This is a genomic window from Streptomyces sp. NPDC050439, from assembly GCF_040655335.1.
Lineage (GTDB): Bacteria > Actinomycetota > Actinomycetes > Streptomycetales > Streptomycetaceae > Streptomyces.
Window position 1 is genome coordinate 808,012 of the sequence record NZ_JBFAJT010000003.1, and the last position, 22,936, is coordinate 830,947.

A 22,936-nucleotide genomic window follows, 5' to 3' on the forward strand; every position below is an offset into this window, starting at 1 on the left:
ACGTCGTCGCCGGTATCGCCCACTTCCTCGGCTGGCTCGTCTGACGTCACCCTGAAGTACTCACAGCGACGCCGCCTCCCCCGTCCCAGGGGAGGCGGCGCCGCCGCGTTCGGCCGTCCGCTACTTCACCCCGACCGCCCGCACGATCTCCTGCGTGACGGAACCGCCCCGGTCATCCTTGGCCGAGGCCCGCAGCGAGATGTACTCGGCGGAACCGGGCACCTTCAGCTTCCCGCTCCAGGCGGCCTCGGTGCCGTCCCGGTCCAGCTTCACCCCGGTCCAGCTCTTCCCGTCGTCGTACGACACCTCCAGCTTGCCGCCGCCGATGGTCCCGGTGTCCGGCGCGCCCTTGACGTACTCGGAGTAGATCCCGACCGGCACGCTGCGGCCGCCCCGTACGTCGCCCGCGAGGTCGGTGTCCACGTCGAAGCCGAGGTTGAGGAGCGGCAGGAAGGTCCTGCGGTCGCTCGGCGTCTCCTTCGACGTGAAGGTCCACTCGGAGTGGCCCTTCGTGGCCAGGCGCCACCGCTCCGGATCGAGCGTCGTGTCCGTCACGACCTTGTACGTCGTCGGCTCCGGGTTCGCGTCCCATGCGTACGCCGCCGAGCTCTGACGCCGGTCGACCAGCTTCCCGTCCGCGTGGACCTCGGTGAACTGCGTCATCGAGTCGTCGTTCCACACGTCACCGAACCCCGTGTGGTCGGGCCCGGAGTCGCCCCACCCGGGGACGTTGAACTCCAGGTCGTTCCCGGTCCGCTGCTGGCCCCAGCCGAGGCCCGTGCCCAGCCACGGATGCCACACGGGCTTGAACCAGTTCAGCTCGCCGCGCTTGCCGCCCCGGTAGGCGATCAGGCCGCTCCGCTCCTCCAGGACGCCCGGACCGACCGACACCGACTCGTGCCACAGCTGGCCGGCTCCCGTGGACGCGTAATCCGTCCGCTCCACCGGATAGTCGATCTTCTCCTGGAAGCCGATCCCGACGTCGAAGGTGTCGGTCAGCGAGTAGCGGAACTCGCCGCCCGCCACGGGCTTCACCGCGTGGAACTTCGTGTTCAGGACGGCCAGTTCACGCTTTGAAGGCTCGTACGTCAGGTCGCGGGGCACCGCGCCCTTGTGGCCCTCCGAGACGTCGTACACGTACGGGGTGCGTGAGGTCGCCGTCGTCTGCACGGTCCGGCCCGCCTTCGCCGCCGCCCGCAGCCGCGCCCCGTCGGCGGCGTCGACCGTGCCGATCCGCAGCGGCCGGTCCGCGTTGTCGTCCGTGCCGAACCAGGCGTTGAGCCTGCCCGGCGCGTCGTCCGTCACGAACAGCGCCTTCACGCCCGCGTCCTGCGCCGCCTGGCCGAGCTGCTGGGGCGTCGTGTCCGATCCGGGGTCGCGCCGCACGATCACGGCCTTGCCCTTGACGTCCTTGCCCGCGTACTCGGCCGCCGTGCCGCCGCCCACGTCCACGATGCGCAGCCTGCTCCGGCCGTCGCCCACCGTGCCGCCGGGCTGGGCGACCACCTCGCCGAGGCCCTTGACGTCCAGGGACGGCTTGCCGAGGCGCCAGACGGTGCGGTATTCGAAGCTGCCGTCGGTCACCTTGGCGGTGGGCGCCGCGAAGACGCTGTCGTACTTCACGGGCACCTGGACCGCGCCCTGCAGAACGGCGCCGTTCGCGCGGCGGTCGTACTCCATCAGGAGCTGGCGGGTCTCCGTGCGCTTGCCGACGTCCACGCCGATCTCGCGCAACTTGCGCCCGTCCAGGGTGACTTCGCGGTCCCGGTCGAGGACGATCTCGGGCGCGGCGAGGAAGCCGAGGCCCAGGGAGTCCTTGCCGTTGCCGCCTCGCACGTCGAGGAAGGAGGAGAGGGCGTACGTGCCGGGCTTCAGGCGCAGCTCCAGCGTGCCGGACGCACCGACCTCCGCCTGGACTGGGTCGACCTGCTCCGCGAGCCGCTGGTAGACGAGGCCGGCTCCGGTCGCGGCGCCGTCACGGTCCTTGACGTGGACGGTGAGCGTGTACCGCTCCTCCTCCTTGACCAGGCCGAACGCGGTGTGCGCGACGGGCTTCCCGGCGGCGCGGGCGACGATGCGGCCACTGGTGCTGCCGACGGGCGCCTTCGCGCCGTCGCCGGTCACCGTGGTCGACGCGGTGCCGTGCGCGGGGACGGTGAGCGTCTTGTCGGCGAGGGTGGCGACGCCCTCGGCCGCTCCCTCGGCGGCGAGGCTCAACTCCACTGCCGCGTCGGTGTTGTTCATGTACGTCACCGTCCTGGTGACGGGCTTGTTGTCCTCGTACGGCCAGGAGTAGAAGCCGAGGTCGGCGCTCCCGGTCGCGGTGACCCGCGCGTCGATCGCGTCGGGCACGCTGACCCGGCCCGCGCCCAGCGCGTACGCCGACGCGTCCAGTCGCGTGGACGTCGACATCAGCGCGTCCTTGAGGCGCTCCCCGCTCCAGTCCGGGTGCTTCTCGGCGAGCAGGGCGGCCACGCCCGCGATGTGCGGCGTCGCCATCGACGTACCGCTCATCTCGGTGTAGTAGCCCTCCCCTTCGGTGAGTTGGGAGCGCGCGGCGAGGATGTCGACGCCCGGTGCCGAAAGGTCGGGCTTGAGGGCGTTGTCGCCGGCGCGCGGGCCCTGGCTGGTGAAGTAGGCGGCCTTGTCGGCGGAGTCGACGGCGCCGACGGTCAGCGCGGAGTCCGCCGCGCCGGGCGAGCCGATCGAGGAGGGGGCACCGGTGTTGCCCGCGGCGATGACGAAGAGCGCGCCGGTCTCCTTGGAGAGGGTGTTGACCGCGGCCGCCATCGGGTCGGTGCCGTCGCTGGCCTCCTGCGAACCGAGGCTCATCGAGACGACCTTGGCGCCGACGTCCTTGGCCGCCCACTCCATGCCGGCGATGATCTGCGACTCGCTGCCGGAGCCCTCGTCACTGAGCACCTTGCCGACGGAGAGCGCGGCACCCGGCGCCACGCCCTTCTCCTTGTCGGCCTCGGACTCGGCGCCGCTGCCGCCGACGGTCGATGCCACATGGGTGCCGTGGCCGTTGCGGTCGGCGACCTCCTCGCCCGGGATGAAGCTCTTGGTGGCGTCCACCCGGCCCTTGAGCCCGGGGTGCCCCGCGTCCACCCCCGTGTCGAGGACGGCCACCTTCACGCCCTTGCCGGTGAGCCCGGCCTCCCATGCCTCGGGGGTGCCGATCTGCTCGTTGCTCCGCGCCATGTCGGCCTCGACGCGGCCGTCGAGCCAGATCCTGTCGATGCCGTCCGCGAGGTCCCCGGAGGGACCCGACCTCGTACGGCCCGACTTGGCGGAGCCCGGAGCGACATCGCGCCAGAAGGTTCCCGGCTCGGCCGCCTTCACCGCGAGGCCGCCCACGCTGGGCAGCGCGCGCACCTTGTCGGCGCCACGGGGCGTCGCCGGTCCCGCGTCACGGCGGGCGTTCTTGTCGTACGTGACGATGAGCGGCAGCGCACCGCCCTTCTCGTCCCCGAGGCCCTGGCGTATCAGCTCCGTCACGTCGAAGAGCCGCTCGTCGAGGGTGCCCGCGCTCAGATAGGGCCGCGCCTCGTCCGGCACGACGGTGATGCGGTCCCCCGCGATCTCGCTCCGCACGGCTCCGGTGGCCCCGGCGGGCCGGTCGACGGTGACGGTCCGCTTGCCGCCGCCGAGTTCCGTGACGGTGACCTTGTCGCCGGTCACCAGGGTGACGGTGTGGGCGGCGTGCGCGGCGGAGGTGGCGGGGGTGGCCCGCCCTTCCGGCACATCGGACGGAGCCGCGGTGGCGGCCTGCCCGGTCGGCAGCAGCGCGAACGCGAGACCGACGGCAGGCAGCAGCCTGGCTCTTCGCCACGCGGGGGATCGGGTCATGGGTGCCCTCTCTTCGTCGGACCCGGGCTGGGGGGTGGTTCCCGGGTGCTGCGAAAAGTGTCGGGGGGCTTGTGTTGCGGGGGTGTTGACGGGTGCTGGCGGGAAGCCGCCAGGGCACCTTCCCGCCAGCCTCACCCGTACGCGTCCGTGGCCCGGTACACGGGTGACAGTTGCAAGGACCTTCCGTAACAATGCGGTTGGCAGGCGTAGCAGGGTGCGACGGGGGCATTGATGGACGATCTGGTGGAGTTCACGACCGACGACGGCACACGGGTCGTCATGGCCGACGTGGAGGACACGCACGGCTCCCACCTCATCTCGCGCGGCGAAGGCCCCTCCCGCGCGGTCCGCACCTTCGAGGAGTCGCTCGCTGGAGCCCGCGCGGCGGCGGAGTCCGCGCTGCGGGTGTTCCGCGACGGCAGCCTGCGCCCGGACTCGGTGGAGATCGAGTTCGGCGTGCGGATGTCGGCGGAGGCGGGCGCGGTGATCGTCAAGGGCACGGCGGAGGGCCACCTGGTGGTGCGCCTCGCCTGGACCCCGGACGGGCCCGCCGCCGCGACCCCGCCGGAGGCCGTCCCCGCCCCATGACCAGCGCATCGTGGCATGCCCGCATCGCGTGCGGGAGCGAGATCGGGGCGGGCTTCCTCGTGTCCGGGCGGCATGTGCTGACCTGCGCGCACGTCGTCCGCAGCAGCGGCGCGCCCATCACCGTCTCCTTCCCGCACCGCGAGGATCTCGGCGTCGTGAGCGCCGTCGTCGAGGCGCACGGCGGCTGGGACGGACACGGCGGCGACCTGGGAGACCTCGCCGTCCTGGAGCTCGCACACGCGGTGCCGGTACGGCCCGCCGAGTTCGCGGCGCCCGACGACGCGTACGCCGAGCCCCGCCCCCGGCTCCTGGTGTACGGATTCCCCAAGGGCTACCGCGAGGGCACCCTCGCCGAGTACCGCGCCACCGCCGCCCAGCGGATCGCCGACGAGTGGGTCCAGCTGGAGGCGTGGAGCGCCCACGGGCAGCCGCTGGCGCCGGGGTTCAGCGGCGCGGCGGTGACCCTCGCGGACAGCAACCAGGTGGTGGGCATGGTGTCGGCCGCCGCCCGCGCGTCCAGCGGCGTACGCAACGGGCGGATGCTGCCCACCTCCGTCATGGCACGCTACTGGCCCCCGCTCGGCGACCTGGTCCCCATCCCCGGGCATCAGCGACCCGCGAAGGGGCGGCTGCGCGCCCTGGTGGACCGGGCGGCGGACACCGAAGTCGGCCGCGATCCGGAGCGGCTGTACCGCGACGCGGTGGGCCCGTTCGGGCCGCCCGTGCCGCCGGAGGGCTTCGGCTCGCTGTGGTCGGCGGCCTGGTACATCCTCTGGGAGGTCGAAGAGCCGGACGCGGTGACGCGCCTCGCCGACCGTCTCGCGGGCCTGCTCGAAGCGCCCGCGGCCCCTGCCCCGCCGAAACCGGGGGAGGCCGGGGAGCTGGGGAAGGCGGGGGAGGCGGGGGCTCCCGAGAAGCCGGGGGAGCCGCCCGTCTGGTCGCCCATCCTCGTCGAGATCGACCACAGCGGCGCGGGCGACGACCAGCTCCTGGTCGAGGTGTCCGCCTACCGCGAGGGGCTGCGCCACCCCGTGAGCTCGCACACCCTGCCCGCGGGGCACGTGCGCGCGTACGTCCAGGAGAGCGTCGACGACGCCTTCTCCCATCTCACCCCCGGCACGGACGAGTTGCTGGCGTTCGTGCTGCCCCGCGCGCTGCTGAACTGGCCGGTGGCCCGGTGGGAGTGCGGGGCCGACGACCCGACCCCGCTCGGCTGCTCGTACCCCCTGGTCGTGACCGACCGTTCGCGCCGCAAGGGCGGTCTGCGGCACCGGCTCGCCCGCAAGTGGGAGCACCTGGACGACGGCGCGCCGACCGTCCTGCACCGCGTCGAGTGCGGCACCGAGGAGAAACCCAACAAGCTGCGGTTCCGGCTGCGGCGCGACGGCGCGGACCTGGCCGGGTTCGCCGCGCCGCCACGCGCCGAGCGCGCCGGTCCCGACGCCGACGTGTCGCACTTCGACGTCTCGCTCACCGTGCCGGTGCCGGTCATCCTGTGGCCGCGCACGGGCTGCGAGGACCCCGGTCACCGCTCCGACCGCTCCGACAACACCTGCGCGGGCTCCGACTTCCTGGACCGCATCGCCGCCCACGTCGCGGGCCACTCACCCGCCGAACTCCCGCGCACCATCCTCACGTTGCGGGAGGCCGCGGAGGCTTCGGACGAGCCGGACACCCACTGGGCGAGGGACGTGCAGCTCCTCTGGGACGACCCGCGCTGCTTCCCCGACGCACCCGCCGCCCACCACCACTCCCCCGTCGCCTGAGCCCGCCACACGCACCGCACGCACAGCACGCACCGCCCGCACCGCACACCTCACATCCCGAGCCCGACGCAGGAATACGGAGAACCCCGATCATGTCCCTGTGGCCCGTCTACACCGGCACGAACGAGCCCCACGACGGGATCACCCGGCTGCCTCCGCCGCCGCCCTGGCGCGCCTTCGACGGCGGCCCGGTCCTCGACACGCCCACGGACGACGGCTCGGCGACCTCCCCGGACCGCGTGCACCGGGCGCACACCTACCGGGCCACGGAGACCTGCGTCCAACTGGTCAACGCGGCGCTGTACTTGCGCCGTCCGCTCCTGGTGACGGGCCCGCCGGGCAGCGGCAAGTCGAGTCTCGCGTACGCGGTGGCACGGGAGTTGGGCCTCGGCCCGGTGCTGCGCTGGAACATCACGAGCCGCAGCGCCCTGCACGACGGCCTCTACCAGTACGACCCGCTGTCGCGGCTGTACGCGGCGGGGCGCGCCCCGCGGGCCAAGGCGTCGCGGGACGGCGCGGGCGTCGAGGACCACCTCCGCCTCGGCCCGCTCGGCACGGCGCTCCTCCCCTACGAACGCCCGCGCGCCCTGCTCATCGACGAGATCGACAAGAGCGACCTCGACCTGCCCAACGACCTCCTGAACATCCTGGAGGAGGGCCAGTACGAGATCCCCGAGCTGGTACGGATCGCCAAGCACACCCCGAAGGCGGCCCTCCTGGCCGACGGCTCGGACGACCCGGTGACCGTCGAGCGCGGCCGCGTGCGCTGCCGGGCCTTCCCCTTCGTCGTCCTCACCAGCAACGGCGAGCGCGAGTTCCCGCCGGCGTTCCTGCGCCGCTGCGTCACGCTGCGTCTGCGCCAGCCCCGCGACGAGCACCTGGAGGAGATCGTCCGGGCCCACCTCGGCGAGCCCGACGCCTACGCCCGCACGCTCATCGCCCGCTTCCTGGAGCGCGGCACCGGCGGCGAACTCGCCACGGACCAGCTCCTGAACGCGATCTACCTGACCGGTGCGGCGGGCGTCGACGCGGGGTCGCGCGACGAGCTCGCGCGGCAGCTGATGCCGTACCTCACGCAGGCCGCGGATCCGGGCCCCGATGCACTCTGACGCGCCCCGGCCCCGGGGTCCCGTCGCGCGGCTCGCCGATCTTCTCGCGGAGGCGGCGGCCGGGTCACGCCCCACGTCGACCGAGCTTGCCGAACTCCTGTGGCTCGCGGGCCAGATGGAGGGCGCCGAGCCGACGCGGCAGGAAGCTTCCGCCGACGCGGCGCAGACGGAGCCCACGCCACCGCCGGTGAGCCCGTCGCCGGACCCGCACCCGGCCGACCCCGCCCCCGCACCCGCGCCGGACGACCGGGTGCCCCTCCTGCTGCCCGCCCGGCCCGACGGCGACGCATCGACGACCTCCGCCTCCCCCGAGAACCCGTCGCACGCATCCGACACACCCACGGCGGAAGCATCAACGGAGCACACCCCGGTCCGGGTCCCCGTCCCCCCGATGGTGACCCACCCCCTCACCCTGCAACGCGCCCTGCGCCCCTTGAAGCGCCGCGTCCCCTCCCCGGTCGGCCAAATCATCGACGAGGAGGCCACGGCCGACCGCATCGCCCGCCTCGGCGGCCACCCCCGCGGCTGGCTGCCGGTCCTGCGCCCCGCCGAGGAACGCTGGCTGCGCCTGTGCCTGGTGTACGACGCGGGCCCCACCATGCCGATCTGGCGCCCCCTGGTCCAAGAACTCCACACGGCACTCGCCCAGTCCGGCATCTTCCGCACGGTGGAACTGCACCGCGCGGAGCCGGACGGCACGGTCCCGCCCCAGGCGGCGCACGCCCCCGCGTCGGGCCGCACGGTCACCCTGGTGATCAGCGACTGCATGGGCCCGCAGTGGCGTACCGGCGCGGCGGGCACCCGCTGGTACCGCACGCTGCGCCGCTGGGCCGCGCACCACCCGGTGGCCGTGATCCAGCCACTCCCGGAACGCCTCTGGCGCACCACGGCTCTGCCCACGACCCCGGGCTCCCTCTCGGCCCCGCACCCGGCGGCACCGTCCGCGGCCCTCGCCTTCACGCCGTACGCCGCCTCGGAGGCGCCGCCCGACGACGCGGTGCCGATCCCGGTCCTCGAACCCGCCGGGACGTGGCTCTCCCACTGGGCGGCGCTGGTGGCGGACGCGGGTGGGGCGCGGCTGCCGGGCGCGGTGGGGTGGCTGGGTACGGCGCCTCCGGATGCCGAAGCGGCCGCCGAGGACGCCACCCGGGCCTCGCCCGAGGATCTCGTGCTCCGCTTCCGGTCCACCGCCTCCCCCGAGGCCTTCCGCCTCGCGGGTCATCTCGCCGTGGGAGAGGCGCAGTTGCCGGTGATGCGGCTCGTCCAGGCCGCGGTGGAGGAGCGTCCGCGTCCGCAGCACCTGGCGGAGGTGATCCTCAGCGGGATGCTTTCCTCGGGCGGGGGCGCCGGGTCCTATGAATTCCGGGACGGCGTACGGGACTTGCTGCTCCGTACGCTTCCCCGTACCGCGCGGGGGCGTACGCGGGAGCTGCTCGCCCGGGTCGGCGGTCTGATCGACGAGCGTGCGGGCACGGCACCCGGGGAACTGCGGGCGGTGGCGGCGTCCGGCGGGGGCGCCGGGCCGGGGACTCCGGTGGGCGAGCCCTTCGCGACGGTCACTCCGGACAGCGTGCGGCAGCTGGGCGGGGTCCGGGAGGCGGAGCTGTTCGGCGATCGCTACCGGATGGTGCGGCGGATCGGGCAGAGCGACAGCGTGTGGCTCGCGGAGGATCTGCGCCGGGACGGCGAGCCCGTGGTGGTGCAGCGCTACCCGCAGGCGCCGCAGTGGCTCCGCGCCGACTTCACGCGGGCGGCGCGGCAACTGTCCCGGTTCCGCCATCCGCATGTGGCGGCCGTACGGGACTACGTGAACGGTGAAGTCCCGTACGTGGTCATGGACTTCATCGAGGGCCGCAGCCTCGCGGAGCTCCTGGCGGACCGCCCGGACGGTCTGCCCGCCCCCCTCCTCCTCGACCTGGTCCCGCCCCTCGCCCGCGCGGTCTCCGCCCTGCACACCGCCGGCATGACCCACGGCGCCCTCTCCCCCGCCTTCGTGCGGCTCCCGCCGCACGGGGGCGCCGTGCTCTGCGGCTTCACGCTCATCCCCCACGGCGAGGAGAGCGGCCGGGCCGACCTCACCGCACTCGGCCGCCTCGTACGCCAGATGTACGCGGGGACCGGCGAGGCCGCCGCGGAGGGAATCGACGAGGTGAGCTCGCGCTTGCGGCCAGGTCGCCGTGAGCCCGGCGGTATCGGTGAGCCCGGTGGCCTTGGTGAGCCCGGTGGCCTTGCTGAGCCCGGTGGCCTTGCTGAGCCCGGTGGCCTCGGCGAGGCGCTTCTCTCGGCCGTCACGGATCTCGGCTCGACGGACCCCGAGCGCCGGAGCCAGGGCCTGAAGCGGCTCACCCAGCTCTCCACGCCCGCGTCGCACGAACGCACGTACTCCCTGCTGGGCCCTCTGCGCGTCGCCCGCGGCGGCCGGCCCCTCGCCACCGGCTCCGCCCGGGAGCAGGCCATGCTCTGCATGCTGCTGCTCGGGCGCGGGCGAGACGTGCCCCACGACGAGCTGCTCCACGGCATGTGGGGCGGGGGCGACAGACCCGCGGACGCGCCCCGCCTGCTCGGCACCTACGCCTCCCGCCTGCGCAACGCGCTGGGCCCCGACTCCGTGGTGGCGGGGAGCGGCACGTACTCGCTGGCCCTCCCGACCGGCCCCGACGTCGTCGACCTGTTCCGATTCCAGCGGCTGCACGACGACGCACGTGACGCCCGCTTCGCGGGCGACCCCACCCGGGCCCGCGAGCTGGTCAGGGCCGCCCTTGACCTGTGGCGCGGCGCCCCCCTGGAAGGCGTCCCCGGCCCGGCGGCCCGCGCCACCCGCGCCGAGATCAACCGCCTGCGGCAGTCCCTGCTCCACGCGCAGGTGGAGCTGAACCGGGAGCTCGGCGCGAGCGAGCAGGAGCAGGAGCAGGCCGAACTGGAGCAGGCCGAACTGGACGAAGTGCTCGCCCCGAACGAGGAACTCCCCAGCGACCAGCTCGACGACCTCGGCGTCCGGCGGGAGACCGCGGACGACCAGCCGGTCACCCCGCCGACCACGGTCACCTTCGAGTACCTCGCGCGCCCTGTGGGCCGCCAGGAGGACGTACGGCAGAACCTGGGCCGGGAGATCTCCCACCTGCTCATCCGGGGCGGCATCACCCCCGATCAGTTCGCGATGCGTCCCCGCCCGCGCGGCTGGGACGTGACCGTGGCCCCCGAGGTGCACGTCCTGCACGTACTGACCACGACGGTCAACGAACTCCCGTCCGCGCTGGAGGCCTTCCCCGTGCTCGGGCTGGGGGTCACCTTCACCCATGAGCCGGACCCGACGGTCTCGGCGCCGACGATCCCGTCCGGGCCGCGGCATCTGCTCGGGCGGGACGGCAGACGCGCCGTCGTGATCGTCTCCAACGACCTGCACCAGCGTCTCAACAGCTCGGGACGTCTGCCGCACCGGTTCGATCCGGTCCCGCAGTCCGACGACTGGTACTGCGAGGTGTCCACCGAGCCGCCCCCAGCCCCACTGCCCGCCACCGTCGAAGCCGTCCTCCTCGGCTTCGACGGGACCCTCGCCCGGCTCTACTCGGATCAGTCCGCCCGGCACGCCGCCCGCGCCCTCACCGCCCTGGTCGCCGAGCGGCGTGACCCCGAGGCGGCGCTGGCCGGCACGCCCCTGCTGCCCGAGGGTTCCTCGCCGGGCGGCACGGCCGACCGCGTCCACCCCATGGACGTGCTGCGCCCCTTCGCCCGGCACCGCACGCTGGCCCAGGAGCTGCGCCTACGCCTGGAGGAGATCGAGATGCAGGCGGCGCTCACCGCGAAGCCGGAGCCGTACGTCGCGTCCGTCCTGCACACCCTGGCCCGGCCCGAGAGGGCTCTCCGCCTGGCCGTCGTCACCGACGCGTCGCCGCGGGCGGTGGTGGCCTATCTGGGCGCCAAGGGGCTCCATCTCCCCGAGGTCCAGATCCACGGCCGCACCTCGGACCTCACCCTCCTCATGCCCGACCCCGACTGCCCGCGCCGCGCGCTGGCGCAGCTGGGCACCCCGGCGGACCGCTGCGTCATGGTCGGCTCCACGACGGCGGAGGCGGCCGCCGCGCGAAGCCTGCGCATCGCCTTCATCGGCTACGCCCCGAGCCCCGGGTCCCGCGAACGCCTGGCGGCCACCGGCGCTTACACGACGATCAGCGACCTGTCCCACCTGACCGACCTACTCCCCAACCACTGACCCCCCCCCACCCCACGAGCCCCAACACCCGAACCCACCCCCTCAAGCCCCGCACGCCCGCCCACACACACGACGACCGCCCCCCACCCCAACTGACCGCGCCCCTAACCCCACAACCGACGAACACCCCCACCCCGCAAACCCCAACACCCCGCACAACGCTCCCCCCAAGCCCCGCACACCCGCCCCCACACACACGACGACCGGCCCCCGCCTCAACTGACGGCCCCTAACCCCACAACCGACGAACACCCCCCGCCTCAACTGACGGCCCCCTAACCGCAAAACCGACGAACACCCCCACCCCGCAAACCCCAGCACCCCGCACAACGCTCCCCCCCCCCAGCCCGCACACCCGCCCCCGCACACACGGCAACCAGCCCCCACCCCAACCGACCGCCCCCAACCCCACAACCGACGAACACCCCCACCCCCACAGCCCACAACACCCCCACAGCGCTCCCCCAAGGCCTGCGGCACGCTCGCAGCGCCCCGCGCTCCGGCCCTACGCCTCCGGCGTCCTCGCGTCGTATCGGGCGAACCGCCGCCACCGCAGGGCCAGCAATCCCACCGCCGCGACACACGCGACTCCGCCCCCCACCACCGCGACCCCGGGCGACGCCAGGTCCCCCACCGACCCCGCGATGAAGTCCCCGAGCCGGGGGCCGCCCGCCACCACCACGATGAAGACGCCCTGCAGCCGGCCCCGCATCTCGTCCGGTACGGCCGCCTGGAGCATCGTGCTCCGGAAGACCATCGAGATGGTGTCCGCGCAGCCCGCCACCGCGAGGAAGAACAGCCCCAGCCACAGATTCCGGGTCAGGCCGAAGACGGCGATCGCCGTGCCCCACCCGGCCACCGCGAGCAGGATCGCCAGACCGTGCCGCCGGATCCGCCCCAGCCAGCCGGAGAACACCGCACCGAGCAGCGCCCCCACCGCGGGCGCCGCGACCAGCAGGCCCACCGTCTTCGCGTCGCCCCCGAACCACACCACGGCCACCGCGGGGAACAGCGCCCGCGGGTGCGCGAAGACCATCGCGCACATGTCCGTGAAGAAGGTCATCCGCAGGTTCGGCCGGGTGGCGAGGAACCGCAGCCCGTCCAGCACGGACGCCCGCTTCGCGCCCGCTCCCGCCCCCTCGGGCCGCATCGCCGGCAGCCGCCACATCGCGTACAGGGACGCGCTGAAGGCCACCGCGTCCACCGTGTACGCGGCCTGGTATCCCCACAGGCCGACGATGAGGCCGCCCAGCATGGGGCCGAGCATCGTGCCCCCCGTCGTCGTGATCGACGACAGCGCGTTGGCCGCGGGCAACTGCTCCGGCGGCAGGAGCCGCGGGATCATCGAGGACCGCGCCGGCGAGTTCAGCGCCCCGCACACCGCTTGCAGCGCGACCACGGAGTACAGGAACCACACGTGGTGGAAGCCCGCGAACGCGCCCGCCGCGAGAGCCATCGAGAGCCCGCACGAGCCGAGCGACGAACAGAGGCCTAGCTTGCGCCGGTCCACGGTGTCCGCGATGGCGCCCCCGTACAGGCCGAACACGACGAGGGGGACCAGCGAGAAGAGTCCCACCAGGCCGACCGAGAAGCTGGAGTGCGTGATGTCGTAGACCTGGAGGGAGACCGCGAGCGCGGTCATCGCCTGGCCGATCCAGGAGATCGTGTTGCCGGCCCAGAGACGGCGGTAGTCGACGGACGTACGCAAAGGCGTCAGATCGGCGAGTATCCGCCTTTTCGCGACGGGCCCCTGGGGCTCCACTGGTAGCGGGGACAGCGGGGGGTCGTCGGCAGCTCCGGGTATGCGGGAGCCGTCGGCCTCGTCTTCTTCCGGGGGCGTATGCGTCACACGGGATGCTAACTGCGCCGCCCGCGACGCGATCAAGACCACCCGTGCGGCGGCACCCCACCCGGCTCAGCCCAGCGCGCGCGCCGCCCGCGGCCACCGCACGATGCGAGATGGGACCGTCGTCCGACGGTCCGTACGGTCTGCGCTCTCGGGAGGATCTGCCATGACCGTCAGTCTGGAGCAGTTGCGCCGCTGCCACATCGCCGTCGACCTGGGTGCCGCGAGGACCCGGGTGTTCGTGAAGGGCGCCGGTCTCGTCGTCGACGAACCCAGCGCCGCCGCCGTGAACACAAGGACAGGCGCGCTCATCGCGGTCGGTCAGTTCGCCGAGCAGATGACGGGACGCACCCCGGGCTACATCCGCGTCGTGCGGCCGGTCTCCGGCGGCACCGTCGTCGACATCGAGATGGCCCAGCGCATGCTGCGTCATCTCCTGGGCGAGAAGCTCCGCCGCACCCTGCGCCGCAAGCCCCGGCTGCGCGCCGCCGCCTGCACGCCGCACGACGCGGACCCGCTGGCCCAGCGCGCCGCCGTCGAGACGATGGTCGGGCTCGGGGCGCGCAGGGTCGAGCTGGTGGACACGCTCATCGCGGCCGCGGTCGGCTGCGGGCTGCCCGTGGAGCAGCCGGAGGCGACGATGATCCTGGTCTGCGGGGCCGCGACCACGCAGGTCGCGGTGCTGTCCCTGGGGTCGATCGTGACGGCCCAGCGGATCCCGGTCGGCGGCGAGGCCATCGACAACGCGATCGTCCAGCACCTGCGCCACCACCACGAGCTGATGCTCCCGAGCCAGTCGGTACGTCCGCTCCAGCTGGCCCTGCGCGGCAACGGCCTCACCCAGCAGGGCCCCGAGTCGACCGAGATCCACGGCCGTGACGTCGCCACGGGCCTGGCCCGCTCGGTGCACGTGGACACCGCCGCAGTCCGCGAGGCGATCCACACGCCGCTCACCGCCGTGCTCGACGGCATCGGCAAGGTGCTGCGGGACTGCCCGCCCGACCTGGTCGCCGACCTGGCAGACCGCGGGATCATGATGGTCGGCGGCAGCGCGCTGCTCCCGGGCCTGGACCAGATGCTGCGGGACGCGACGGGGATGCCGGTGCAGATCGCCGAACGGCCGGACGTGTGCGCCGTGCTGGGGCTCGGGGCGATGCTGGAGGGCAAGATCCAGCCCCTGGTCCTCAACCCGCTCTCCGGCTGACCGGGCTCGGCACGGGCACGGACATGGGCACGGGCATGGGCATGGGCACCTGATGGACACGTCGACGGGCCCGGTCGAGAAGGCGTGGGTCGCCGCGCGATGAACGGCGACGACCTGCCCCTCTCCCTGGTGCCCCTCTTGGACGCGGTCCTCGGCGTCGGCTCGGACCTCGAACTGCACACCACGCTCCAGCACATCGTGGAGAGCGCCACCGAGCTGACCGGCGCCCGGTACGGAGCGCTGGGCGTCATCGACCCCGGGCACGGCAAACTGACCGACCTGTTCACGGCGGGCCTGACCGCGGCCGAGCGGGAGCGCATCGGCCCCCTCCCTGACGGCCACTCGGGCCTCCTGGGCACCCTGATCCGCGAGCCGAAGCCGCTCATCCTGGACGACCTGACGGCGGACCCCCGCTCCTGCGGCGTACCGCCTGGGCACCCGGAGATGCACAGCTTCCTGGGCGTCCCGGTGCACGTCCACGACGAGGCGTTCGGCAATCTCTACCTCACGGAGAAGCGCGAGGGCCGCTTCACCGAGGAGGACCTGCAACTGCTCCGCGTCCTGGCGAGCCAGGCGGGCATCGCGATCGGCAACGCCCGCCTGTACGAGGCGGCCAGGCAGCGTGAACGGTGGATCGACGGCGCCGCCGCGGTCACCACGGCCCTGCTGACCGGCGAACCGGCGGCCGACGCGCTGATGAAGGTCGCCGAGCAGGCCCGCATCCTGGCGAGCGCGTCGGCGGGGGTGATCCTGCAGCCCACGGACCAGGGCGGCATGCGGATCGTCGCGGCGGCGACGGAGGAGGACGACGGCATCACGCCCCCGAGCGGGGCCGAAGCCCACCCGAACGCCCTGCAGAACGACCTCATCGGCACGACCATCGAGCCCGGCAGCGCGGTCCTGGAACAACTCCTCGGGGGCGAGCCGGTGTTCGTCGAGGACTCCGCGACCGACCCCCGGATGACCACGCACGTACGGACCAACTTCGGGCCCAGCATGATGCTGCCGCTGCAGGCGGGCGGGCGGCTCATCGGGACGCTCGCGCTGCCCCGCCGCAGGGGCGAGCGGGCGTACACCTCCGTGGAGCGTCTGCTCGCCACCCAGTTCGCCTCACAGGCCGCGCTGGCCCTCGTCCTGGCGGACGCCCAGCAGAGCAGGCAGCGCCTGGCGGTGTTCGAGGACCGCGACCGCATCGCCCGCGACCTGCACGACCTCGTCGTCCAGCGGCTCTTCGCGACGGGGATGATGCTGGAGTCGACCCGGCGCAGGGACACGTCGCCGCAGGTGGAATCCACCCTCGACCAGGCCGTGGACGAGCTGGAGTCGACCATCCAGGAGGTCCGCACGGCGATCTTCGCGCTCCAGCAGCCACCCGCCGACGCCCCGACCACGTTCCGCGGCAAGGTGCTCCGCGAGACGGCGGGCGCGGCGGCGGTGGTGGGCGTCCAGCCCTCGGTGCACTTCACCGGAGCCGTCGACGCCCGCGTCACCGAGCCGACGGCGGGCCACCTCCTGGCAGCCCTGCGCCGCGCCCTGGCCACCGCGTCCCGCCGCCCCGACGTCACCCGCATCGAGGTGGCGGTGGACGCGCGGGCGACACTGCCGGACGGCCGGACGGGCGTACGCCTGACGGTCTACGACGACGGCACGACGGACGGCGTCGGCGCGGGCACGACCACGACCTGGCAGGCACCGCTCTAGGCGGACTCCGCTTCGTAGTGGTGGGCCCGCCCTCCGCGCCATTTCACCCACGCGGGATCGTCCAGGAGCTCATCGGCGTCCGACAGCCCGGCGAGGCGCAGGAACTCGACCACGTCCGCGTCGGAGTGCGCGAGGCCGAGGATCGCCCCCCGGACCGTCACCCGGCGGCCTCCTGTGCCCGACGACGGATGCACGGCCACCGGCGCGGCCGCCGCGGATCCGGCGTGCGCGTTCAACGCCGCTTCCGCGATTGCACGTACCAGGCCGCGGCCAGGCCGATGACCACCAGGACGATCAATATCTTCATGAGCCCCTGCTGCCCCGGATTCCTGGTCTGAAGCCAGGACGGGGGAGGTTTGCGCTGCTGACGCAGGTGGAATCGTTCCTGCGCCCCAAGCGCTTCGGTGGGGCGGGTGGGACTCGAACCCACGGCCGACGGATTATGAGTCCGCTGCTCTAACCGGCTGAGCTACCGCCCCTAACGGCGCGTCGCGCACATTTGTGCGCGCCGTCTGCCGCAGCATAGCCGCTCATACGATCTCCTGCTTCGGATGGTCGGCTTCGCTCGACCATGAGGACCGCAGGGCTGCCCCGATGGTTCCACCAGGCACGAAAAAGGACCCTTGGGGGCAATCCCAAGGGTCCTTCCCACAAGCTCTCCCGACTGGACTCGAACCAGTAACCTGCCGGTTAACAGCCGGCTGCTCTGCCAATTGAGCTACAGGAGACCGAGCTCCCCCGACTGGACTCGAACCAGTAACCTGCCGGTTAACAGCCGGCTGCTCTGCCAATTGAGCTACAGGGGATCGTCTCGTTGCATCGAACGCCGCTACCTGGGAACTCTCCAGGCGGCGGGCGGTCGCTGCGACACATACATTAGCGCAAGCAGGGGGGTGCTCCGCCAATCGGTATCCCCACCGCCCACACGGGGCAGCAGATGAGCGAACAGACGATCGATGCCGAGGCAAGGGAAGGGTGGCAGCCATGCGCTACCGGCTCACATTCGTCGCGGGACTGGCTCTCGGGTACGTGCTCGGTACCCGGGCAGGCCGCGAGCGCTACGAGAAGCTGAGGAAGTCCGCCCGCGAGTTCGCGCAGAACCCGGCGGTGCGCAACACCGTGGAGTCCGCGACACAGCAGGGCCGCGACGTGGCGGGCAAGGCCTTCCACACCGTGTCCGAGAAGGTCGGGGACCGGGTCCCTGACTCGGTGGCCGACCGGGTGCGGTCGCTGCGCGAGCGCGGGCAGGGCAGTGGTGAGGACGACTGGGGCACCAGTAATACGTAGCCGGGGCGGCTCCTGAGCGCTGAGGTACGGGACACGTCGCGCGGTGCGGCAGAATTCCAGGCATGGGGATAGTCGCAGGGTTGGACAGTTCGCCCGATTTCACGCGCATCGTGGTCTGTGACGCGGACACGGGCGCCGTACTCAAGCAGGGCTATGCCCCGCATCCGACGGAGGGCCCCGATGGCGCGGGCCGTCCGTCGGACGTGGATCCGCAGGCCTGGCTGCTCTCGCTCGGTGAGGCAGCGGGCGGCGGGCTGCTGGAGGGCGTACAGGCCATCGGCGTCTCCGCGCAGCAGAACGCGGTCGTCCCCCTGGACCAGCACGGCAACACCGTGCGGCCCGCGCTGGTCGGCAACGACCGGCGGGCGCAGGTCGCGGCCGCCGACCTGATCGACGGGCTCGGCAGCCGCGAGGCCTGGGCGCAGGCCGTCGGATGCGTCCCGCAGGCGGCGCACCCCGTGACGAAGCTGCGCTGGCTGGCGAAGAACGAACCGGAGGCGGCGCGGCGCGTCGCCTCTCTCATGCAGGCGCACGACTGGCTGGTGTGGCAGCTCCTCGGACGGCCCGCGCGGCGCACGAGCGACCGGGGCGGGGCCTCCGGCACCGGCTACTGGTCGGCGGCGACGGGCACGTACCGCCCCGATCTCGTGGAGCTCGCGCTCGGCCACCAGGCGATGCTGCCCGAGGTGATCGGACCCGCCGAGCCGGCGGGGACGACGCCGGAGGGGCTGCTGATCTCGGCGGGTACGGGCGAGACGATGGCGGCGGCTTTCGGGCTCGGGGTCCAGCAGGGCGACGCGGTCGTCTCGCTGGGCGCCTCGGGGTCCGTCATGGCCGTGCACCACGAGGCCCTGGTCGACGCGAGCGGGACGATCACCTCGCTCGCGGACGCCACCGGCATGCATCTGCCCGTGGTGCACACGCTGAACGCCGTGCGGGTGCTGCGCGGCGCGGCCGAGATGCTGGGGGTGCCCGATCTGGAGGGGCTCTCGGAGCTGGCCATGAAGTCGACGCCGGGTGCGCACGGCCTCGTGCTTCTGCCGTACCTGGAGGGCGAGAAGACGCCGAATCTGCCGCACGCCGCGGGCACCCTGACCGGACTGCGGCGTGAGTCGATGCGGCCGGAGCATCTGGCGCGGGCGGCCTTCGAGGGCATGCTGTGCGGGCTCGGGGACGCGCTGGACGTGCTGCGGTCGCGGGGCGTGGAGGTGCGCCGGGTCTTCCTGCTCGGCGCGGCGGCCGAGCTGCCCGCGGTGCAGGCGGCGGCACCGATGCTGTTCGGCACGCAGGTCGTGGTGCCGCAGCCCGCGGACTACGCGGCGATCGGTGCGGCACGGCAGGCGGCCTGGGCACTGAACGGCCAACTGCCGTACTGGCAGGGCGCGGCCGCGCAGATATTCGAGCCGGGCGAGGAGCACGCCGTGGGCCAGGCGGTACGACAGCAGTACCGAACGGTGCGGGAGCAGGCTCATCCTGGGGCACTCGCGGCGAGCGGTTTCTGAGGGGCGCCCGGGGGAGCGCCCCTCAGGGGCGCGGGGAACTGCGCGACAAGCCACGACGGACCCGCAGGGACCATGAGCACTTATTGACCCGGCCTATTTTTTTACCGGGTCATGACTTAATCGGTTGCACGCCCCCGGGTGCGGTACCGGAGGATAGGGGCGCCCGCTCCAGATCCCGCCCACGCCTCTCGAAGAGACCATGCTCATACGACTCCTGCGGGCCCACCTGAGCCCGTACAAGAAGCCCATCGCCCTGTTGGTGCTGCTGCAGTTCCTGCAGACGTGTGCCTCGCTCTATCTGCCCACGCTCAACGCCGACATCATCGACGAGGGTGTCGTGAAGGGCGACACGGGCTACATCCTGTCGTTCGGCGGCATCATGATCGCCGTCACCGTCGCCCAGGTGATCTGCAACGTGGGCGCCGTCTACTACGGCGCCCGCACCGCGTCCGCGCTCGGCCGCGACGTCAGGGCCGCCGTCTTCGACCGCGTGCAGTCGTTCTCCGCACGGGAGTTGGGGCAGTTCGGCGCGCCGTCGCTGATCACCAGGACCACGAACGACGTCCAGCAGGTACAGATGCTGGTCCTGATGTCGTTCACGCTGATGGTGTCGGCGCCGATCATGTGCGTCGGCGGCATCATCATGGCGCTCGGCCTCGACGTACCGCTCTCGGGCATCCTCGTCGCCGTCGTGCCCGTCCTCGCGGTCTGCGTCAGCCTGATCGTGAAGCGCCTTCGCCCGCTCTTCCGCACGATGCAGGTGCGCCTGGACACGGTGAACCGCGTGCTGCGCGAGCAGATCACCGGCAACCGCGTCATCCGCGCCTTCGTCCGCGACGCGTACGAGAAGGACCGCTTCCGGCAGGCCAACGCCGAGCTGACCGACGTGTCGCTCGGCACCGGCAAGCTGCTCGCCCTGATGTTCCCGATCGTCATGACCGTCGTGAACGTCTCGTCGATCGCCGTGGTGTGGTTCGGCGCGCACCGCATCGACAGCGGCGGCATGCAGATCGGGGCGCTCACCGCGTTCCTCGCGTATCTGATGCAGATCGTGATGTCCGTGATGATGGCCACCTTCATGTTCATGATGGTGCCGCGCGCCGAGGTCTGCGCCGAGCGCATCGAGGAGGTCCTGGACACCGAGAGCAGCGTGGTGCCCCCGGCCTCCCCCGTGACGGAGCTGCGGCGCCACGGCCACCTGGAGATCCGCGACGCGGGGTTCCGCTACCCCGGCGCCGAGGAGCCCGTGCTGAAGGCCGTCGGCCTGGTCGCGCGGCCCGGTGAGACGACCGCCGTGATCGGGTCGACCGGCAGCGGCAAGTCGACGCTGCTCAGCCTCGTGCCGCGGCTCATCGACGCCACCGAGGGCGAGGTCCTGGTGGACGGCGTGCCCGTGCACACCATCGAGCCGGCGCTGCTCGCGAGGACCGTGGGCCTGGTGCCGCAGAAGCCGTACCTCTTCGCCGGCACGGTCGCCACCAACCTCCGCTACGGAAACCCCGACGCGACCGACGAGGAGCTCTGGCACGCGCTCGAAGTGGCCCAGGCCAAGGGCTTCGTCGAGAGCCTGGAGGAGGGCCTGGACGCGCCGATCTCGCAGGGCGGCACGAACGTCTCCGGCGGTCAGCGCCAGCGCCTGGCGATCGCCAGGACGCTCGTACAGCGCCCCGAGATCTATCTCTTCGACGACTCCTTCTCGGCCCTGGACTACGCCACGGACGCCGCCCTGCGGGCCGCGCTCGGCCGCGAGACCGCCGAGGCGACCGTCGTGATCGTCGCCCAGCGCGTGGCGACGATCAGGGACGCCGACCGCATCGTCGTCCTGGACGAGGGCCGGGTCGTGGGGACGGGACGCCATCAGGAGCTGATGGAGAGCAACGAGACCTACCGGGAGATCGTGCTCTCCCAGCTGACGGAAGCGGAGGCCGCGTGATGGCCGGTCCGGGCGGACGGATGATGATGACGGGGCCGGACGCCCGGTCCATGGACTTCAAGGGGTCCGGCAAACGGCTCCTCGCGCAGTTCAGACCCGAACGCACCACGATGTACGGGATGATCGCCGCCGGAGTGCTCAGCGTGGCGCTCACGGTGCTCGGCCCGAAGATCCTCGGCAAGGCCACCGACCTGCTCTTCGCGGGCATCGTCGGCCGTGACATGCCCGACGGGGTCACCAAGGAGCAGGCCATCGAGGGCCTGCGCGACAAGGGCGACGGCGGCATGGCCGACATGCTCTCCGGGGTCGACTTCACGCCGGGCCAGGGCATCGACTTCGACGCCGTGGGCGAGGTGCTGCTCCTCGCCCTCGTCACGTTCCTGATCGCCGGTCTGCTGATGATGGTGTCGACGCGGCTCTCGAACCGCGCCATCAACAAGACCGTCTTCCGGATGCGCGGCGACGTGCAGGAGAAGCTGTCGCGGCTTCCGCTGTCGTACTTCGACAAGCGGCAGCGCGGTGAGGTGCTCAGCCGGGCGACGAACGACCTCGACAACATCGGCCAGACCCTCCAGCAGACCATGGGCCAGCTGGTGAACTCCCTGCTCACCATCGTCGGCGTCCTGATCATGATGTTCTACGTCTCGCCGCTGCTCGCCCTGGTGGCGCTCGTCACCGTGCCGCTGTCGTTCTTCGTGGCGACGAAGGTCGGCAAGCGGTCGCAGCCGCAGTTCGTGCAGCAGTGGAAGTCCACCGGCAAGCTCAACGCGCACATCGAGGAGATGTACACCGGGCACAACCTGGTGAAGGTCTTCGGGCGCCAGGAGGAGTCGGCGAAGGCCTTCGCCGAGCAGAACGACGCGCTCTACGAGGCCGGATTCAAGGCGCAGTTCAACAGCGGGGCCATGCAGCCGCTGATGTTCTTCATGTCGAACCTCAACTACGTGCTCGTGGCCGTGGTGGGCGGCCTGAGGGTCGCGTCCGGCGCGCTGTCGATCGGTGACGTACAGGCCTTCATCCAGTACTCGCGGCAGTTCTCGATGCCGCTCACGCAGGTCGCCTCGATGGCGAACCTGGTGCAGTCCGGTGTCGCCTCCGCCGAGCGCGTCTTCGAGCTGCTCGACGCCGAGGAGCAGGACGCCGACCCGGTGCCGGGGATGCGTCCCGAACAGCCGCGCGGCCGGGTCGAGATGGAGCAGGTGTCCTTCCGCTACGAGAAGGACAAGCCGCTCATCGAGGACCTGTCCCTGAAGGTGGAGCCCGGCCACACGGTGGCGATCGTCGGTCCGACCGGCGCGGGCAAGACCACGCTGGTCAATCTGCTGATGCGGTTCTACGAGGTCACCGGAGGGCGCATCACCCTCGACGGCGTCGACATCGCGAAGATGTCGCGCGACGAACTGCGGTCCGGCATCGGCATGGTGCTCCAGGACACCTGGCTCTTCGGCGGCACCATCGCGGAGAACATCGCGTACGGAGCGGCCAAGGACGTCACGCGTGAGGAGATCGAGGAGGCGGCGCGGGCGGCCCACGCCGACCGCTTCTGCCGCACGCTGCCCGACGGCTACGACACGGTCATCGACGACGAGGGCACGGGGGTGAGCGCGGGCGAGAAGCAGCTCATCACGATCGCGCGGGCGTTCCTCTCCGACCCGGTGATCCTGGTCCTCGACGAGGCGACCAGCTCGGTCGACACGCGTACGGAGGTGCTCATCCAGAAGGCGATGGCGCGGCTCGCCCACGGGCGGACCTCGTTCGTCATCGCGCACCGTCTCTCCACGATCCGTGACGCGGACACCATCCTGGTGATGGAGAACGGGTCGATCGTGGAGCAGGGCACGCATGACGTCCTGCTGGCCGCCGAGGGCGCGTACGCGCGTCTGTACGCGGCTCAGTTCGCGCAGGCCGTGGCCGAGGTCGACTAGCTCGTTGTACCGG

Annotated in this window: 13 protein-coding genes and 3 tRNA genes; 10 read left to right on the forward strand and 6 right to left on the reverse strand. The window is 72.4% G+C overall.

Annotated features, from left to right (window positions below):
* Positions 1-120: 120 nt before the first annotated feature.
* A complete protein-coding gene (locus AB0I66_RS16710; RefSeq protein ID WP_363208551.1) occupies positions 121-3,852 on the reverse strand; it encodes a S8 family serine peptidase in 3,732 nt (1,243 codons plus the stop codon).
* A gap of 231 nt (positions 3,853-4,083) precedes the next feature.
* Between AB0I66_RS16710 and AB0I66_RS16715 the strand changes: the two genes are divergently transcribed.
* The 4 genes from AB0I66_RS16715 (at position 4,084) to AB0I66_RS16730 (ending at position 11,525) form a co-directional block, all read left to right on the forward strand.
* Positions 4,084-4,440 carry a CU044_2847 family protein gene (locus AB0I66_RS16715; protein ID WP_363208552.1) on the forward strand — a complete coding sequence of 119 codons (357 nt, stop codon included), beginning with the start codon at positions 4,084-4,086 and terminating at the stop codon, positions 4,438-4,440.
* Complete coding sequence (locus tag AB0I66_RS16720; RefSeq protein ID WP_363208553.1) at positions 4,437-6,206, forward strand: trypsin-like peptidase domain-containing protein; 1,770 nt, start codon at positions 4,437-4,439, stop codon at positions 6,204-6,206. The genes AB0I66_RS16715 and AB0I66_RS16720 overlap by 4 nt, the downstream gene beginning before the upstream one ends.
* 92 nt (positions 6,207-6,298) lie before the next feature.
* Positions 6,299-7,315 carry a MoxR family ATPase gene (locus AB0I66_RS16725; RefSeq protein ID WP_363208554.1) on the forward strand — a complete coding sequence of 339 codons (1,017 nt, stop codon included), beginning with the start codon at positions 6,299-6,301 and terminating at the stop codon, positions 7,313-7,315.
* The gene (locus AB0I66_RS16730; RefSeq protein WP_363208555.1) at positions 7,305-11,525 is read left to right on the forward strand and encodes an SAV_2336 N-terminal domain-related protein; all 4,221 of its coding nucleotides are present in this window, start codon (positions 7,305-7,307) and stop codon (positions 11,523-11,525) included. Before AB0I66_RS16725 ends, AB0I66_RS16730 begins: the two co-directional genes overlap by 11 nt.
* A 505-nt stretch (positions 11,526-12,030) precedes the next feature.
* Here the strand turns inward: AB0I66_RS16730 and AB0I66_RS16735 are convergent.
* Positions 12,031-13,287 carry an MFS transporter gene (locus tag AB0I66_RS16735; protein ID WP_363208714.1) on the reverse strand — a complete coding sequence of 419 codons (1,257 nt, stop codon included), beginning with the start codon at positions 13,285-13,287 and terminating at the stop codon, positions 12,031-12,033.
* Positions 13,288-13,537: 250 nt separating this feature from the next.
* Between AB0I66_RS16735 and AB0I66_RS16740 the strand changes: the two genes are divergently transcribed.
* The gene (locus AB0I66_RS16740) at positions 13,538-14,575 is read left to right on the forward strand and encodes a rod shape-determining protein (RefSeq protein ID WP_363208556.1); all 1,038 of its coding nucleotides are present in this window, start codon (positions 13,538-13,540) and stop codon (positions 14,573-14,575) included.
* Positions 14,576-14,674: 99 nt separating this feature from the next.
* Complete coding sequence (locus tag AB0I66_RS16745; protein WP_363208557.1) at positions 14,675-16,276, forward strand: GAF domain-containing protein; 1,602 nt, start codon at positions 14,675-14,677, stop codon at positions 16,274-16,276.
* Here the strand turns inward: AB0I66_RS16745 and AB0I66_RS16750 are convergent.
* The 4 genes from AB0I66_RS16750 to AB0I66_RS16765 form a co-directional block, all read right to left on the reverse strand.
* Positions 16,273-16,512: a hypothetical protein gene (locus tag AB0I66_RS16750; RefSeq protein ID WP_363208558.1), complete on the reverse strand. Its 240-nt coding sequence runs from the start codon at positions 16,510-16,512 to the stop codon at positions 16,273-16,275. The genes AB0I66_RS16745 and AB0I66_RS16750 overlap by 4 nt on opposite strands.
* 169 nt (positions 16,513-16,681) lie before the next feature.
* Positions 16,682-16,755: transfer RNA gene (locus AB0I66_RS16755), tRNA-Ile, on the reverse strand.
* 176 nt (positions 16,756-16,931) lie between these two features.
* Positions 16,932-17,004: transfer RNA gene (locus AB0I66_RS16760), tRNA-Asn, on the reverse strand.
* 5 nt (positions 17,005-17,009) lie between these two features.
* Positions 17,010-17,082: transfer RNA gene (locus tag AB0I66_RS16765), tRNA-Asn, on the reverse strand.
* Positions 17,083-17,260: 178 nt separating this feature from the next.
* On the opposite strand from AB0I66_RS16765, the gene AB0I66_RS16770 reads away from it, so the two are divergent.
* From AB0I66_RS16770 to AB0I66_RS16785, 4 genes are all read left to right on the forward strand, one after another.
* Positions 17,261-17,563, forward strand: a complete 303-nt coding sequence (locus tag AB0I66_RS16770; RefSeq protein ID WP_363208559.1) for a YtxH domain-containing protein — start codon at positions 17,261-17,263, stop codon at positions 17,561-17,563.
* Between the two features lie 62 nt (positions 17,564-17,625).
* Positions 17,626-19,065, forward strand: coding sequence for an FGGY family carbohydrate kinase (locus AB0I66_RS16775; RefSeq protein ID WP_363208560.1), 1,440 nt, complete (start codon positions 17,626-17,628; stop codon positions 19,063-19,065).
* Between the two features lie 199 nt (positions 19,066-19,264).
* Positions 19,265-20,998, forward strand: a complete 1,734-nt coding sequence (locus AB0I66_RS16780; RefSeq protein ID WP_363208561.1) for an ABC transporter ATP-binding protein — start codon at positions 19,265-19,267, stop codon at positions 20,996-20,998.
* Positions 20,998-22,923, forward strand: a complete 1,926-nt coding sequence (locus AB0I66_RS16785) for an ABC transporter ATP-binding protein (RefSeq protein ID WP_363208562.1) — start codon at positions 20,998-21,000, stop codon at positions 22,921-22,923. The genes AB0I66_RS16780 and AB0I66_RS16785 overlap by 1 nt, the downstream gene beginning before the upstream one ends.
* The last annotated feature ends 13 nt before the right edge of the window (positions 22,924-22,936 follow it).